Annotated in this window: 14 protein-coding genes; 2 read left to right on the forward strand and 12 right to left on the reverse strand. The window is 75.3% G+C overall.

Annotated features, from left to right (window positions below; genetic code table 11):
• Positions 1 to 157 precede the first annotated feature (157 nt).
• From OO48_RS32460 to OO48_RS32510, 11 genes are all read right to left on the reverse strand, one after another.
• Positions 158 to 1411, reverse strand: coding sequence for a 2-oxo acid dehydrogenase subunit E2 (locus OO48_RS32460; protein ID WP_051733306.1), 1254 nt, complete (start codon positions 1409 to 1411; stop codon positions 158 to 160).
• Positions 1412 to 1413: 2 nt separating this feature from the next.
• Positions 1414 to 3447, reverse strand: a complete 2034-nt coding sequence (locus OO48_RS40410) for a dehydrogenase E1 component subunit alpha/beta (protein WP_081952553.1) — start codon at positions 3445 to 3447, stop codon at positions 1414 to 1416.
• Entirely contained in the window at positions 3441 to 4772 is a 1332-nt protein-coding gene (locus OO48_RS32470) for a glycosyltransferase family 4 protein (protein ID WP_033222895.1), read from the reverse strand. The genes OO48_RS40410 and OO48_RS32470 overlap by 7 nt, the downstream gene beginning before the upstream one ends.
• On the reverse strand, positions 4769 to 6124 hold the full coding sequence (locus OO48_RS32475) for a glycosyltransferase (RefSeq protein ID WP_033222897.1): 1356 nt from the start codon (positions 6122 to 6124) through the stop codon (positions 4769 to 4771). The genes OO48_RS32470 and OO48_RS32475 overlap by 4 nt, the downstream gene beginning before the upstream one ends.
• A gap of 7 nt (positions 6125 to 6131) precedes the next feature.
• Positions 6132 to 6455, reverse strand: coding sequence for a phosphopantetheine-binding protein (locus OO48_RS32480; RefSeq protein WP_033222899.1), 324 nt, complete (start codon positions 6453 to 6455; stop codon positions 6132 to 6134).
• 372 nt (positions 6456 to 6827) lie between these two features.
• Complete coding sequence (locus tag OO48_RS32485) at positions 6828 to 7088, reverse strand: hypothetical protein (RefSeq protein WP_033222901.1); 261 nt, start codon at positions 7086 to 7088, stop codon at positions 6828 to 6830.
• A 225-nt stretch (positions 7089 to 7313) separates the two neighbouring features.
• A complete protein-coding gene (locus OO48_RS32490; RefSeq protein WP_033222903.1) occupies positions 7314 to 7664 on the reverse strand; it encodes a DUF3099 domain-containing protein in 351 nt (116 codons plus the stop codon).
• Between the two features lie 106 nt (positions 7665 to 7770).
• Positions 7771 to 8319, reverse strand: a complete 549-nt coding sequence (locus OO48_RS32495; protein WP_033222905.1) for an RNA 2'-phosphotransferase — start codon at positions 8317 to 8319, stop codon at positions 7771 to 7773.
• Between the two features lie 32 nt (positions 8320 to 8351).
• Entirely contained in the window at positions 8352 to 9746 is a 1395-nt protein-coding gene (locus OO48_RS32500; RefSeq protein WP_033222906.1) for a metallopeptidase TldD-related protein, read from the reverse strand.
• Positions 9746 to 11311, reverse strand: coding sequence for a TldD/PmbA family protein (locus tag OO48_RS32505; protein ID WP_033222908.1), 1566 nt, complete (start codon positions 11309 to 11311; stop codon positions 9746 to 9748). The genes OO48_RS32500 and OO48_RS32505 overlap by 1 nt, the downstream gene beginning before the upstream one ends.
• 136 nt (positions 11312 to 11447) lie before the next feature.
• Positions 11448 to 12578 carry an MBL fold metallo-hydrolase gene (locus tag OO48_RS32510; protein WP_081952555.1) on the reverse strand — a complete coding sequence of 377 codons (1131 nt, stop codon included), beginning with the start codon at positions 12576 to 12578 and terminating at the stop codon, positions 11448 to 11450.
• A 256-nt stretch (positions 12579 to 12834) separates the two neighbouring features.
• Between OO48_RS32510 and fabG the strand changes: the two genes are divergently transcribed.
• Positions 12835 to 13554: a 3-oxoacyl-[acyl-carrier-protein] reductase gene (gene fabG / locus OO48_RS32515; RefSeq protein ID WP_033222911.1), complete on the forward strand. Its 720-nt coding sequence runs from the start codon at positions 12835 to 12837 to the stop codon at positions 13552 to 13554.
• 2 nt (positions 13555 to 13556) lie between these two features.
• Positions 13557 to 14324, forward strand: coding sequence for an enoyl-ACP reductase FabI (gene fabI / locus OO48_RS32520; protein WP_033222913.1), 768 nt, complete (start codon positions 13557 to 13559; stop codon positions 14322 to 14324).
• 91 nt (positions 14325 to 14415) lie between these two features.
• Here the strand turns inward: fabI and OO48_RS32525 are convergent, their stop codons facing one another.
• The gene (locus OO48_RS32525) at positions 14416 to 15087 is read right to left on the reverse strand and encodes a FadR/GntR family transcriptional regulator (protein WP_033222915.1); all 672 of its coding nucleotides are present in this window, start codon (positions 15085 to 15087) and stop codon (positions 14416 to 14418) included.
• Between the last annotated feature and the right edge of the window lie 164 nt (positions 15088 to 15251).

Consider the following 15251-nt stretch of genomic DNA (forward strand, 5'->3'; position numbering starts at 1 on the left):
GGGGAGGAGGGGGTCGTGCCGTCGGCGGGGGCCTCCGGCGGAGCCGGACGGTGCTCGGGGGCGGAGGTGCCGGGCGCGGGCGTCCGGGGAGCCGCCGGGCTGCTCGCGGAGGCTTCCGGCGGGGCGGTGGGACCGGGGGCGGTGGTGCCGGGCGGGTTCACAGGCTGTCTCCGGCGAGTCGGTGCGGGGCCTCCAGCAGGGCCTTCATGCCCGTCAGGAGGGACACCACCTGGCGGCCGTTCAGCAGCCGGTGGTCGAACGCCGCGCCCAGGTGCACCAGGCTGCGGGCCCGGAAGCCGGTGCCGTCCGGGTCGGGCAGCACGACGGTGCGCGGGGCCGCCAGCGACAGCGCGCAGGCCTGGCCGGGGAAGACCACCGGCAGCGCCAGGGCGACGCCCGGGTCGGTGTGCAGGGTCAGCGTGATGTTCGCGCCCTGGAGGTCGCGGTCACGGAAGGTGCCGCGCAGCGCGGTCATCCGGTGGCCCATCATCGTCCGGGACAGCTCGCCCAGCGAGGACCGGTCGGCGTCGTGCAGCACCGGTACGAACAGGCCCGCGCCCAGGTCGAAGGTCACCCCGATGTGCGCGCCGGGCACCAGCCGGGTGCCCGTCCCGTCGGCCGTCAGCGCCGCGAAGCAGGCCGGGTCGGCGGCCCGCCGGGCGGCCAGCGCGGCCGCCGTCAGCTCGGCCAGGCCCACCAGGGAGCCGGCCGCCGCCGCGAGTTCACGGCCGGCGGCGAGCGCGTCGGTGACGTCCACGTCCACGGCGGTGAACGCCGTCGGCACCTCGCGGTGCGAGGCGGTGACGGTCGCCGCGACGGCGCGCTGGTTGCGGGTCAGCGGGGTGAGCACCGTCCCCGGCGGGTCCTGCGGCGCGGGCGCCTCGGGCCGGGCCTGACCCACCACCGGCTCCGCCACCGGCTCCACCACCGGCTCCGCCACCGGCTCCACCACCGGCTCCGCCGCCTGCTCCGCCGCCGCGAGCCGCGCCGCCAGCAGGTCGACCTCCGCGCGCCGCACCACCGGCACGTCCAGCGCCAGCGCCGCCGACTCGGGGATGCCGAGTTCGGCCAGCCGGGCCCGGGCCGGGGCGGTCAGCACCGGGCCGCCGGCCGCCGGGGCGGGGGCGTCGGCGGCGGCCGCCGGGCTGCGCCGGGCCGCGTCCAGGGAGGCCGGGTCGGGGTGCAGCCGGGCCAGCAGCTCGCCCGGGGCGCACTCGCGGCCCGCCGGGACGAGCAGCTCCAGCAGCCCGTCGGCCGGCGCGGCCAGCTCCTCGACCGCCTTCGAGGTCTCCACCTCCAGCAGCGGTTCGCCCTCGGCGACCTTCCCGCCGTCCTCGACCAGCCACCCCAGCAGGGTGTAGGCCGCGTCGTTGGTGTTGACCTTCGGCATCCGGTACTCGGTCACCGTCACCGTCACCGCTCCTCTCCGCACTCCGGCGTCCCGCACTCCGCCGACACCCGCTCCGCCGACACCCGCTCCGCCAGCGCGCGGACCGCCCGCCGGATGTCCTCGTCCCGGACGAACACCTCGTCCTCCAGGTGCGGCGCCGCCGGCACCGGCCGGTCCGCCGCCGTCAGCACCCGCACCGGCGCCCGCAGCACCGACCAGAGCCGGGTGTGCAGCGCCTGCGCGACCTCCGTCCCCCAGCCCGCGCCGGGGGTGCCGTCCTCGACCACGACCACCGCCGGGGCCCGCCCGCACAGCTCGGCCAGCCGGTCCGCGTCCAGCGGGTACAGCCGGGCCGGGACCAGCAGGCGCACGCACAGCTCGTCCTCCAGCAGCAGCGAGCGCAGTGCGGAGACCGCCCGCCGGGCCAGGCCGCCCGGGGCGATCACCACCGCGTCCGGCCGCTCCACGCCCGCCGGGCCGACCACGGCCGTGCCCAGTGCCGAGCCGCCGTCCAGCCGCCAGCGCAGCACCTCGTCGACCGTGTCACCGGTGAACCGCCGCTCGGTGTACAGCACCTTGTCCTCGAACAGCACCGACGGGTTGCCGGTGGACAGCGCGTGCCGCACCAGCGGCACCGCGTCGTGGAACGGGCTCAGCTCGTACAGGTCCAGGTCGGGGACGCCCATCAGGTGCTTCTGCGGGCTCTGGCTGTGCGTCGCCCCGTACCCGCGCCGCCCGCCGACCGGGCAGCGCACCAGCAGCGGCACCGGCACCCGGCGGCCGTACATGGAGACCGACTTGGCGGCGAAGTTCACCAACTGGTCGAAGGCCAGCGTGACGAAGTCGCCGAACATCATCTCGACCACCGCGCGCTCCCCGGCCAGCGCCAGGCCCGCGCCCACCCCGGTGATCGCGCCCTCGCTCAACGGCGTCGACCGCACCCGCCCGCCGAACCGGGTGGACAGGCCCCGGGTCACCTTGAACGCCCCGCCGTACGGGTCCGACACGTCCTCGCCGAGCAGGTGCACGGACGGGTCGGCGGCCATCAGTTCGTGCAGCGCCCGGTTGAGGTTCTCGGCGACCCGCTCCGGCACGGCGGGAGCGGCCGGCGGCGCCACCGGCGTCAGGTGCGGCGCGGTGGACGCGGCGCGGGCCCGGCCGTCCGACGGCGGGCGGGAGACCAGCTCCGCCACCAGGGCGTCCACCAGCGCCGACTGCTTGGCGTCCCAGGCCGCGAACCGCTGCTCGGACGCGCCCGCCCGGACCCGGTACCAGTCGCGCGCGCCGAGCGCCGCCAACTCCTCGGCGCCCCGGGTGTCGTCGCCCTTGCTGTGCGGGCCCAGCCGGGGCACGTCCAGCTCCACCACCAACGGGCCCGCGCCGGACCGCACCTGCTCCAGCAGCGGTGCCAACTCGGCACGCAGCGCCCCCACTTCGGACGTCGACGAACGGTGGTGGGCGATGCCGAACGCCGCCGCCCGGGCCCCGATGTCGCCCGCCAACTGCCGTTCGGTCGGCGTGGACTGGGCGATTCCGTTGTGCTCCACCACCACGACCAGCGGGGCCCGCCACAGCGCCGCCAGGTTCAGCGCCTCGTACACCGCGCCCTCGCCCCAGGTGCCGTCCCCGACGAACGCCAGCGCCAGCGCGCCCGCCCCGTCCCGGGCCCGGCGCAGTGCCGCGCCGACCGCGACCGGCAGGCTCTCGCCCTGCACGCCGGTGGACAGGAACCCGCCCGTGTACAGGTGCTGGCTGCCGCCCGCGCCGCCGCACACCGCGCCCTGCCGGCCCAGCACCTCGGCCAGGAGCCCCTCCGCGTCGCCGGTCAGCGCCAGGTAGTGGCCGTGGCCGCGGTGGTTGCTGAACACCATGTCCGCCGCGTCCAGCAGCGGCGCCAGCGCCACCGGCACGTACTCCTGGCCCAGGCAGGTGTGCGTGGTGCCGCTCACCAGGCCCTCGCCGAACAGCCGCAGCAGCGCCAGTTCGACGTGCCGGATCAGCAGCAGCGAGGCCAGGTCCGCGTCGTCCGGCTCCGGGCCGGGCGGGGGGTTCAGCACGGCGGTCGCTCCTCGGTGGTGGTGGCGGCGGTGGTGGCGTTCTTCCGGCGGACGGCCAGCAGGCGCAGCGCGGCGGCGCGGTCGAACGGTGCCGCGGCCCCGGCAGACACCCCGGCGGACGGCCCGGCGGGGGGCGGCAGCGGTTCGGCGGGCGGCAGCGGCTCGGCCAGGCAGCGTTCGAAGGCGTCCGGGTCGAGCCCGGCGACGAACGCCAGCGCGGCGGAGCGGGACGCGGCGGACTGCCGCGCGTAGTGCGCCGGATCGCCGAGCAACGCGTCGAGCGCCGCCAGCCACGGGCCCAACTCCTGTGCCGGGACGACCGGTTCGGGGCGCGCCGCGCCCGGATCGCGGTGGTACTCGGTGACCGGGCGGACGGGCAGCGACCCCGGTACGCCCAACTTGGCCTCCAGTAGCCCCCCGACCGCCGAGGCCAGCACCGGGACGCCCCGCAGCATCGCCTCCACGCAGGTGTAGCCGAAGGTCTCGTCCCACAGCGAGGGCATCAGCAACACCCCCGTCCGGGCGAGGACTTCGTCGATGTCGTCCACCGGCGGGATCACCGTGACGTTCGGCCGGCGGGCCAGCTCGGCCCGGTCGGCGGCGTCCGCGCCCCAGGTCGGAACGGCCAGGAACGGCACCCCGGGCCGGGCGTCGGCCAGTCCGAGCAGCACCGAAATGCCCTTGTAGCCACAGGGGTTGACCATCGTCACCGCCCCCTGCCCGGGCCGCCCGAGGACGGGGAACGGCCCCGTCCCGTACACCTGCGGACGCACCACCTCCGCCGCCAGCCCGGCGTGCTCGCGCAGGTACGCCGCGGCCGCGTCGCTGACCGCGACCAGCCGGGCCGCCCGCCGCACCAGCCGCGTCCCGGCCTCGCTCGGGTGGAACGCCCCCGGACCGAACGGCAGTTGCTGGATCGTGTGGACCAGGTACACCACCCGGTCCGGGGTCGCGGCGAGCGCCGCGCCGAGCATCAGGTGGCCCGGGTCGTCGCCCGGGACGAGGGTCCGGTCCGGGCGCAGGCGGTCGGCCACCGCCCGGACGGTGCGGGGCAGCAGGGACGGCGAGCGCACCGCGTGCACCGTGACGCCGCGGTGGGTGTAGACGACGGTGCCCCCGTCGTCGGAGCGGACCGCCGCGCCGCGCTCGACCAGCGCCCGGACGGCCTGCTCGGGCTCGACGGTGGCCAGCGCGCCGGTCAGCGGGCCGACCACCTCGCAGGTGTGCCCGCGCGCGGCCAGCCGCTCCAGCAGCAGCCGGTTGGAGCGGTTGGCCCCGCCGTGCGACGGCAGGTGGATCAGGTTCTGGGCCAGCAGGATCCTCATCGGACCTCCCCCGGGACGGGCGCCCCCGCGGCGCGCCGTTCGCGCAGGCGTTCGCGCAGCCGGGCCCGTTCGGCGGGGGACAGGTCGTGCGCGCGGGGGCGGGGCGGCCCGGTGAGCAGCCCCGCCAGCCGGGCGGCCGCCGCGTCCAGGGCCTCCTGCGGGCGCTGCGGGCCGGTGACGGCCGCCGCGCGCAGCGGCAGGTCGTGGTCGGCGGCCGCCGCGCCGATCGCCGCGGCGAGCTCCGGCGTCCGCCAGCGGTCCGCCGGCACCGCGCGGGCCAGGCCGAGGCGGGACAGCCGGGCCGCGTTGTCCGGGCGGTCCACCCCGTCCGCCATCAGCACCTGCGGGGTGCCGGCCGCGAGCGCCCGGGCCAGCGTGCCGATGCCGCCGTGGTGCACCACCGCCGCCGCGTGCGGCACCGCCCGGGCGAAGTCCAGCCCCGGCGACCAGCGGACGTTGTCCGGCAGCACGTCCGGCAGCAGGTCGCGGTGCCGGACCACCAGCAGGGTCGGCAGGCCCGTCCGCCCGGCGGCGGCCAGCAGCGCCGGGTAGTAGTCGGCGGCCAGCATCCGCCCCGTCCCGCCGGTGGCCAGCACGGGACGGGCACCGGCCGGGAACAGGCCGTCGAACGGGTCGCCGGACGGGTCGGCTGATGGGTCGCCGGGCGGGTCGGACGGTCCGGAGGGCCGGGCCCCCAGCGCGCGGGCGGAGGCGTCGGCGAGCGGGAAGCCGGTGAGCGCGACCCGGGCCGGGGCGCGCGGTCCGGCGGCGTCGAACCAACCCGGCCACAGGCCGAGTTCGGCGTCCGCGCCGGCGAACCAGGCGCGCCAGTCCGGCACTTCGGGCAGGCCGAGGCCGGCCCGGACCTCCTGCATCCCGGCGGCCAGCTCGGCACCGTACAGGTACGCGGCGACCGGCACCGCGAGCAGCTGGGTCGGCGCGAGGGCCACCCAGGCGACGGGGGCGCGCAGCAGTTCGGCGGCGAACCGCACCGAGACGGCGGAGGTGTGCCGCCCGACCAGCACCGTCCCGCCGGGGACGTGCAGTTCGGCGAGCGTGCGGCACTCGGCCGCGATCTGCTCGAACAGGGCGTTGCGGCGGTAGAACCCGGCCCAGCCCGCCAGGTGCGGCGCGCTCCCCAGCAGCCCCGGGGTGTCCGCGAGCACGCTCTCGAACTCGGCCTCGCCGTCGATCGCCGCGAAGCCCAGGCCGGCCCCCTCCGCGACCGCCCGGTACGGCCCGTGGGTCAGCAGCACCGCCCGGTGTCCGGCCTGGGCCAGCGCCGCGCCGAGACCGACGAACGGCAGTACGTCGCCGTCGCTGCCATGAGTCACCATCAGGAACAGGGCCATCGGGGCGCTACGACCCCTCGGCCAGCAGGGCGCGGATCTCCTCGTCGCTCAGGCCGTCCAATTCGGCCTGCAGCGCTTCGAGTTCGGCGGCATCGGCGGATCCCAGCAGGGACTGCTCGACGGCCGAGGCGGCCCCGGCGGGGGTGAACCCCCCGGTGAACAGGCGGTCCAGCGGCAGCTCCACCCCGTAGACCTCCTGTACCCCCGCCAGGAACCGCACCAGGGCGAGCGACGTCCCGCCCGCCTCGAAGAAGTCCACCTCCGGCCCGGCGGGCGCCGCCCCCACCGCCTCCGTCCACAGCCGCGCCACGGTCTCCGCGATCTCGCTCACCGGGCCACCCCCGCCCGCACGGGAACGGCTGCGGCGCTGCGAGCAGGCAAGACGTGCATGGCGGATCTCCCGAACGAGGGCATCCGGCGGTGGGGCCGGGCCGAAAAGGGAAGCGGAGCCAGCGATGTGGGAGCGCTCCCACATCGGGCGCCGCCATTCCAGCAGCGGTTTCGAGCCTGTGTCAATGGATCGTGCGGCAAGAAACCGCGCCGTGACCTGCGTATTTCGCCATGCCCATGACGTGTCGGTGGCGTGGCGGCGGCCGAAAAGCGACCGCCCGCCACGGGGGCGGGCGGAACGGGAGGGGCGGGGCGGGGGCGGGACGGGGTGCGGTGCGCGGCGGCCGGGCGACCCGTCGGGTCGCCGGTCGGGTCACTCGGGGGAGGGCTCGCCCCGGTCGAAGGGCTCGGTCTCCTTGAGGAAGCCGCGGACCGCGAGGAACTGGCTGAGCGAGTCGCGGTGGGTGTCGCAGGCGAGCCAGGTCTTGCGGCGGTCGGGGGTGTGGAGCTTGGGGTTGTTCCACAGCAGGGACCAGGCGGCGAGGTCGCGGCAGCCCTTGGCGGAGCACTTCGGGGGTCCGTCGGGGCCGGGGTGGCCGGTGGGGGTGCCGAAGAGGGGGTGCGCGGTGTCCATGGGACCGATCCTATGCCCGGGCATGACGACGCCGGGCAGCCACGGGGGGAGCTGCCCGGCGTCGGTCTGTCGCTCCGACGGGGGATGCGGAGCGCTAAGGAAGTATGGCACGCCCGGGGGGCGGTAGGTGGGGCAGTCCGGTGATTAATTTGAGGATCGTCTGAGCTTTCGGACGGTCATACCGTCACATCAACGGACATGTCGGGCGCGAGGATTGAGGGATCCTCAACCCTGTGGCCGGTTCTCGCCGCTCGCGCCGCCCCCGCCCGTACCGCCGGGGCCCAGCATCAGCGGGGTGTCCGGGGCGAAGGTGAACGTCGACGGCAGGCCCGGGGCGCGCTCGCGGCCCGCGTTGGCGATCAGCACCGCGAAGTAGGGCAGCAGGATGCCGCCGGCCAGCGCGACGAAGGCGAGCCAGCGCTGGACGTCCCAGAGGATCACGGCGAGCAGGACGCACGCGGTGCGGATCAGCATCGAGATCACGTAGCGGCGCTGCCGCCCCCGGACGTCCTCGGTCAGGCTGCTGCGCGCCCCGGTGATCCGGAAGACCTGGCCGTCGTCCGCGTTCTTGGGCATGTCGTCCCATCCAATCCTCTGGTCGGTTCGGCCCCTACCGCCGACCACCGTAACCCCGCTGACGCCGATCGGGCCCACCCGGGTCCGGTCGACGCGCGGCGGGGGCTCAGGGCGTGCGGCGCAGGTACCGGACGGGGACGGCGTCGGTGAGCCAGACGCCGTTCGCGGACACCCGGAACTCGTACCCGTCCCGGGCCATCCCCGCCGCGTCGACCTCCAGGACGACCGGCCGGCCGTGCCGGGAGCCGACCCTGACGGCCGTCCCGGTGTCGGCGGAGAGGTGGACGTCCCGCCGGTTCATCGGGCGCAGGCCCTCGGCCAGGATGTGCCGCAGCGCCGGCTCGGCGGTGCCGTGGAAGAGCACGTCGGGCGGGGCGGTGGCGGGCAGGCCGAGGTCGACCTCGACGGTGTGGCCCTGGCTGGCCCGGATCGAGCGGCCGTCCTCCGAGTAGGCGAAGCGGCGCTTGTTGTTGGTGGCGACGACGTGGTCCAGCTCGGCGCGGGTCAGCGGGCGGTCGTGCCGGGCCAGCGCGGCGAGCAGGGCGTCGACGCCCACCCAGCCCGCCGCGTCCAGGGTGACCCCGACGGCGCCCGGGTCGTGCCGCAGGATGCGGGAGAGCATCTTCGACGCCTTCACGGTGCGTTTCTCGTCCATCGGGGTCCCCCGGGGGTTCGGGTCGGCCGGGCTCAGGAGGCCTGGCTGACCGAGCTCATGTTGAAGTCGGACACCCGGACCGGCGGCATCGCCGCCCGGGTGAACCAGTCGCCCCACTCGCGGGGCAGGCAGCGTTCGGTGCGGCCCACCTCGGTGATCCGGCCGAGCAGGTCGACCGGGGACTCGTTGAAGCGGAAGTTGTTGACGGCGCCGACCACCTCGCCGTCCTCGACCAGGTAGACGCCGTCCCGGGTGAGGCCGGTGAGCAGCAGCGTGGCCGGGTCGACCTCGCGGATGTACCACAGGCAGGTGAGCAGCAGGCCGCGCTCGGTGCGGGCGACCATCTCGTCCAGCGTCGGCGCGCCGGGGGCGGAGGTCTCCAGCACCAGGTTGTCGATCGGCGGGGTGAGCGGGAGGCCGGCCAGGCCCGCGGAGTGCCGGGTGGTCAGCAGGTTGGTCAGCCGGCCCTCGCGCAGCCAGTCGGTGGCGGCCAGCGGGGAGCCGTTGTCGAACACCGAGTCGTTCTCGCCGGAGGAGTGCGCGAGGACGAACGGCGCGGCCTGCAGGCCGGGCTCCGCCGGGTCCGAGCGCAGGGTCAGCGGCAGCGGGCTGAGCCGCTCGCCGATCCGGGTGCCGCCCCCCGTCCTCGAGAACACCGAGCGGCCCTCCACCGCGTCCCGCGCGCCGGACGACCAGGACAGGTAGACCATCAGGTCGGCGACGGCCGAGGGCGGCAGCAGCGCCTCGTAGCGCCCGGCGGGCAGGTCGATCCGCTTGCGGCCCCAGCCGAGGCGGCGGGTCAGGTCGGTGTGCAGGGCGGTGACGTCGATGTCGGTGAAGTCCCGCGTCGCGGCGCCGGCCCAGGCGGAGCCGGACAGGTCGGCGGTCTTGGCGTTCAGCTCGACGGTGCCGGTGGGCTGGTCGTGGCGCAGCCGCAGGCCGGTGGAGCTGCCCAGGTAGGAGGTGGTGCGCTCGTGCCGGGCGAAGCCGTACAGCAGCTCGCCGCCCGCGCGGGCCCGGGCGAAGGCTTCGCCGAGGGCGGGCGCGAAGGAGGCGAACACGCCGATGTCGGTGGTCTCCGGGGCCTCGGTGAAGCGCGGGTCGGCCGCCCGGCCCCCGATCAGCGGCTGGGCGTCCTCGGCGGGCTCGGCGGCCCGGGCGGCGCCCTCGGCGGCGCGCACCAGCCGCTCGACCTCGTCGAGCGTGACGGCCTCCTGGGCGACCACGCCGGAGGCGGTGCCGGTGGCGCCGCGCACGGTGGAGACCACGGTGAGCCGGCGGCCGCGGGTGACGCCGTTGGTGGTCAGGCCGTTGCCGGCCCAGCGCAGGTTGGCGCTGGACTCCTCGTCGGCGATCACCACGCAGCCGTCGGCGCGGGAGAGTTCGAGGGCGCGTTCCACCAGCTCGTGGGGGTGCGTGTGGGACATCAGTGACCCGCCTCCTGCTGGGTGTTGAGGACGTTGACCTGGCGGAACAGCGCGGACGGGCAGCCGTGGCTGACCGCGGCGACCTGGCCGGGCTGGGCCTTGCCGCAGTTGAAGGCCCCGCCGAGCACGTACGTCTGCGGGCCGCCGACGGCACTCATCGAGCCCCAGAAGTCGGTGGTGGTGGCCTGGTAGGCGAAGTCCTTGACCTGGCCCGCGAGTTCGCCGTTGCGGATGGCGTAGGCGCGCTGGCCGGTGAACTGGAAGTTGTAGCGCTGCATGTCGATCGACCAGGAGCGGTCGCCGACGATGTACAGCCCGTTCTCCACCTGGGAGACCAGGCCGGAGGTGTCCGGCCCGCCGGCGGCCGGCTGGAGCGAGACGTTGGCCATCCGCTGCACCGGCACGTGCGCCGGGGAGTCGGCGTAGGCGCAGCCGTTGGAGCGGCCGAAGCCCTTCAACCGGGCCATCGGGCGGTCGAGTTGGTACCCGACCAGGACGCCGTCGCGGATCAGGTCCCAGGACTGGGTGGCCACGCCTTCGTCGTCGTAGCCGATGGTGGCCAGGCCGTGCTCGGCCGTCCGGTCGCCCGTGACGTGCATCAGCTCGGAGCCGTACTTCAGGCTGCCCAGCCGGTCGAAGGTGGCGAACGAGGTGCCCGCGTAGGCGGCCTCGTAGCCCAGCGCGCGGTCCAGTTCGGTGGCGTGGCCGATCGACTCGTGGATGGTCAGCCACAGGTTGGACGGGTCGATCACCAGGTCGTAGCGGCCCGCGGCGACGCTCGGCGCCCGCATCTTCTGCGCCAGCAGCTCGGGCAGCTCGGCCAGTTCGGCGTCCCAGTCCCACCCCGTGCCGCGCGGGCTGCGGTCTTCGGGGGACGACCCCCGGGACCCCACGAGATACTCCCACCCCCGCCCGGCCGGCGGCGCGATGGTGCGCATCGAGTCGAACGCGCCGGTGCGCTCGTCCACGCTGGTGGCCTCCAGCCACGGGTGCAGCCGCACCCGCTGCTGGGTGGTGACCGTGCCCGCGGTGTCCGCGTAGAACTTGTTCTCCTGCACCGTCAGCACCGCCGCCGTCACGTGCGACACGCCGTCGGCGGCCAGCAGCCGGGACGACCACTCGGCCAGCAGGCCGGTCTTCTCCGCGTCCGGCACGTCGAACGGGTTCACCTCGTACGCGGAGACCCACTCGGCGTCCGGGTACACCGGCTCGGGGGCCAGCTCCACCCGCTCGCCCGAGCCCGCCGCCCGGCTGATCCCGCCCGACAGCCGGGCCACCGCCACCGCCTGCTCGGCGACCGCGGCCGCCGCCTCCGGCGTCAGGTCGACCCCGGCCGCGAAACCCCAGGCGCCGTCCAGCAGGACCCGGACGGCGAAGCCCAGCTGCACCGTGTCCGAGGAGCCGGCCGGCCGGGCGTCCCGCAGCCGCCAGGACGCCGAACGGACCCGCTCCAGGCGGAAGTCGGCGTGCGACACCCCCAGCTGCCGGGCCCTGGACAGGGCCGCGTCCGCCAGCGGGCGCAACGGGTAGGAGAGGAACTGAGGATCCAGCGCGGAGGGGGGCATCGGGCTCCCTGGGTCGAGGGTCGGACGCGACGGGCCGCCCCCGGCCGAGGGCACACCCGCTCGCATCATCCCCGCCCGCAGGGCGTACGGCCAGCCAATATCCACCGCGCCGCCCTGACGGCCCGTCAGCCCCAGGTCAGGACAGCGCCTCCCACCAGCCGTCCAGCTCCGGCGGGTTGGCCACCTCCACCCGCTGCCCCGGGCGCGGCACCGCCAGCGGCACGCCCTGCGCCTTCGCCTCCGCCAGCAGCCGCTCCACCGGCTCCGCCCACGGGTGCGGCGCCAGGTTGAAGGTGCACCAGTGGATCGGCAGCAGCAGCCCGCCGCGCAGCTCCAGGTGCGCCCGCACCGCCTCCTCCGGGTTCAGGTGGATGTCCGCCCAGGCCGCGTCGTACGCGCCGATCGCCATCAGCGACGCGTCGAACGGGCCGTGCCGCTCGCCGATCCGGGCGAAGCCCTCGAAGTAGCCGGAGTCGCCGGTGAAGAACACCTTCCGCTCCGGGCCCGCCACCACCCAGGAGCCCCACAGCGTGGTGTTCCGGGCCAGGCTGCGGCCGGAGAAGTGGTGCGCGGCGGTCAGCGTCAGCGTCAACTCGCCGAGCGTGCAGGTCTCGTCCCAGTCCAGCTCGATGATCCGGTGCTCCGGCACGCCCCAGCGGCGCAGGTGGCCGCCGATGCCCAGCGGCACCGCGAACGGCGCCGACTGCAACTCGACCAGGCGGCGCACCGTCGCCATGTCCAGGTGGTCGTAGTGGTCGTGCGAGACCAGCACCGCGTCCACCTGCGGCAGCTCCGCCAGGTCCACCGGCACCGGGTGCAGCCGCCTGGGGCCGGTCAGCTGCGAGGGCGAGCAGCGCTCCGACCAGACCGGGTCCACCAGCACCCGGCAGCCGTCCAGCTCCAGCAGCGCCGAGGCGTGCCCGAACCACGTCACCGCGACGCCCTCGGACGCCCCGCCCGACACCTCCGGCACCGCCAGCGGCACCGGGCCGGTCGGCACCCGGCCCTCCTTCTCGAACAGCATCCGGCGCAGCGTCGCCCCGTCCGGCCGGCCCGGCGCCCCGGCCGACACCTCGGACGGCGCGTTGTGGAACACCCCGTCGCGGTACTGCGGGGACGCCCGCAGCCGCAGGTCCGACGCGTCCGGCCGGCGCCCGAACTGGGCCGGCACCTCGCGCAGCGCCCACGCCGCCGCACCCGCCAGGGCCAGCGCCGCCAGCACCGCCAGCCTGCGGCGCCCCGTCCGGTCAGGGTCTGCACCACTCATCTCGCGTCCGCTCCGATCGGCTCGCATCGCACCGGCGCCCCGGACTCTCCGGAACACCCTCGGGGCAACGCCCGCCACCGGCCCGGCGTTCCCCCACCCGTCGATGCCCACGTTGTGGAGATACGACAGTTCTCGCCGGACGCCCCTGTCGGAGGCCGCTTCGCCCGAGCTCGCACCCTACCGATAGCGTCGCTGGTGGCTGCCCGCGCAGCCGCGCACCCACATCGGACGCACGTCGAGAGAATGAGGTGGACCTTTGAGCCGCTCGGTACTGGTCACCGGAGGGAACCGGGGCATCGGCCTGGCGATCGCCCAGAGCTTCGCCGAGGCGGGCGACAAGGTCGCGATCACCAGCCGAAACGGCGAGGTCCCCGCGGAACTCGCCAAGTACGACGTCCTCGCCGTCCGGGCCGACATCACCGACGCCGCGCAGGTCGACGCCGCCTTCACCGAGATCGAGGCCGCCCACGGCCCGGTCGAGGTCCTGGTCGCCAACGCGGGCATCACCAAGGACACCCTGCTGCTGCGCATGTCCGAGGAGGAGTTCACCTCCGTCCTGGACACCAACCTCACCGGCACCTTCCGGGTCGTCAAGCGCGCCGCCGCGAAGATGCTGCGCGCCCGCAAGGGCCGGGTCGTGCTGATCTCCTCCGTCGTCGGCCTCAGCGGCTCCGCCGGGCAGGTCAACTACGCCGCGTCCAAGGCGGGCCTGGTCGGCTTCGCCCGCTCCCTCGCCCGTGAACTCGGCTCGCGCAGCATCACCGTCAACGTGGTCGCGCCGGGCTTCGTCGACACCGACATGACCGCCGTGCTCAGCGAGGAGCGCCGCAAGGAGATCGTCTCCGGCGTCCCGCTGGGCCGCTACGCCGCCCCCGCCGAGATCGCCTCGGCCGTGCGGTTCCTGGCCTCCGACGAGGCCGCGTACATCACCGGAGCCGTCATTCCCGTCGACGGCGGATTGGGCATGGGTCACTGACCATGACTGGAATTCTCGAAGGCAAGCGCATCCTGATCACCGGCGTGCTGATGGAGTCCTCCATCGCCTTCCACACCGCGAAGCTCGCCCAGGAGCAGGGCGCCGAGATCATCCTCACCGCCTTCCCCCGGCCCAGCCTCACCGAGCGCATCGCCAAGAAGCTCCCCAAGCCCGTCAAGGTCCTGGAGCTCGACGTCTCCAACGCCGAGCAGCTGGCCGGCATCGCCGACCGGGTCCGCGAGCACCTGCCCACCCTCGACGGCATCGTCCACTCCATCGGCTTCGCGCCGCAGGACGCCCTCGGCGGCAACTTCCTCGACACCCCGTGGGAGTCCGTCGCCACCGCGATGCACGTGTCCGCGTACTCCTTCAAGTCGCTCACCACGGCGCTGCTCCCGCTCATGCAGGACGGCGGCTCGGTGGTCGGCCTGACCTTCGACGCGCAGTTCGCCTGGCCGCAGTACGACTGGATGGGCCCGGCGAAGGCCGCCCTGGAGTCCACCAACCGGTACCTGGCCCGCTACCTGGGCTCGCGCGACATCCGCTGCAACCTGGTCTCGGCCGGCCCGATCGGCTCGATGGCCGCGAAGTCCATCCCCGGCTTCCCGGACCTCGCCGCGACCTGGGACACCCGCTCCCCGCTCAAGTGGGACCTCTCCGACCCGGAGCCGGCCGGCCGCGGCGTCGTCGCGCTGCTCAGCGACTGGTTCCCGAAGACCACCGGCGAGATCGTCCACGTCGACGGCGGGCTGCACGCGATCGGTGCGTGAGCACTCCGCCCCGGGCGCGGCCGTCCCCTCCGGGGGGCGGCCGCGCCCGCGTTTTCCGCCTCCCGCCGTTCCCCGGCCCTGGACGCGGACCCTAGGGGTTCTTCTTGCAGAAGCCGATGGCCCGGCCCGCCTCGTCGGCGGCCTTCTCCGGGTCGCCGGCCCGGATCGCGTCGAGGATCGCGGCGTGCGGGACCCAGCGGTGGGGGAGCAGGTCGGGGCCGACGTCGTGGCGCAGGTGGGCGCGCAGGACTTCGCCGAGGTCGGCGTAGACGGCGGCGAGGACGTCGTTGTGGGCGGCGGCGACCACCGCCTGGTGGAACGCGGCGTCGGCCTGGATGAAGTCCTCGGGGACGCCGGAGTGCCAGGCGGCGTCCCGGCGGGCGAGCGCGGCGTCGAGGAGTTCGAGGTCGCGCGGGGTGCGGCGGAGGGCCGCGAAGCCGGCCGCGGAGGTCTCCAGGGCGGAGCGCAGCTCGGCCACCTGGTCCTGGTCGGCGTCGGCGAAGCGGCGGTGCATGACGCCCGCGAGCTCGCTGGTGGCCAGGACGTAGGTGCCCGAGCCCTGGCGGATGTCGAGCAGCCCGTTGTGGGCGAGGGCGCGGACGGCCTCGCGGACGGTGTTGCGGGCGACGCCGAGCTGGTCGACGAGCTCCGCTTCGGTGGGGATGCGTGATCCCACCGGCCACTCGCCGGAGGTGATCTGGGCCCGGAGCTGGGCGATCACCTGGTCGGAGAGCGGGGTGCGGCGAGTGGTCGACAGCGCCAAGGCGGGTGCTCCTTCTGTGGTCTACCTCATCAGGATACCGGGGTGCGGTAAGTCATCCCATGATTCTATGATTACGCCATGTCTACCGCAGCAGACCCCTCCGCCACCGAGACCGAGAGCCACCCGCCAGCCGATCCGTCCCCCACCGCCCCGCTCTCCGACCA

Source organism: Kitasatospora phosalacinea (genome assembly GCF_000716545.1).
Classification (GTDB): Bacteria; Actinomycetota; Actinomycetes; order Streptomycetales; family Streptomycetaceae; genus Kitasatospora; species Kitasatospora phosalacinea.

What these genes read in the sequence shown, in the direction of transcription:
- OO48_RS32505 (WP_033222908.1), bottom strand. Translation starts at nt 11,311, where the DNA reads ATGCCCCCCTCCGCGCTGGATCCTCAGTTCCTCTCCTACCCGTTGCGC.
- OO48_RS32500 (WP_033222906.1), bottom strand. Translation starts at nt 9,746, where the DNA reads ATGTCCCACACGCACCCCCACGAGCTGGTGGAACGCGCCCTCGAACTC.
- fabI (WP_033222913.1), top strand. Translation starts at nt 13,557, where the DNA reads ATGACTGGAATTCTCGAAGGCAAGCGCATCCTGATCACCGGCGTGCTG.
- OO48_RS32475 (WP_033222897.1), bottom strand. Translation starts at nt 6,124, where the DNA reads ATGGCCCTGTTCCTGATGGTGACTCATGGCAGCGACGGCGACGTACTG.
- OO48_RS32495 (WP_033222905.1), bottom strand. Translation starts at nt 8,319, where the DNA reads ATGGACGAGAAACGCACCGTGAAGGCGTCGAAGATGCTCTCCCGCATC.
- OO48_RS32470 (WP_033222895.1), bottom strand. Translation starts at nt 4,772, where the DNA reads ATGAGGATCCTGCTGGCCCAGAACCTGATCCACCTGCCGTCGCACGGC.
- OO48_RS32485 (WP_033222901.1), bottom strand. Translation starts at nt 7,088, where the DNA reads ATGGACACCGCGCACCCCCTCTTCGGCACCCCCACCGGCCACCCCGGC.
- OO48_RS32490 (WP_033222903.1), bottom strand. Translation starts at nt 7,664, where the DNA reads ATGCCCAAGAACGCGGACGACGGCCAGGTCTTCCGGATCACCGGGGCG.
- OO48_RS32510 (WP_081952555.1), bottom strand. Translation starts at nt 12,578, where the DNA reads ATGAGTGGTGCAGACCCTGACCGGACGGGGCGCCGCAGGCTGGCGGTG.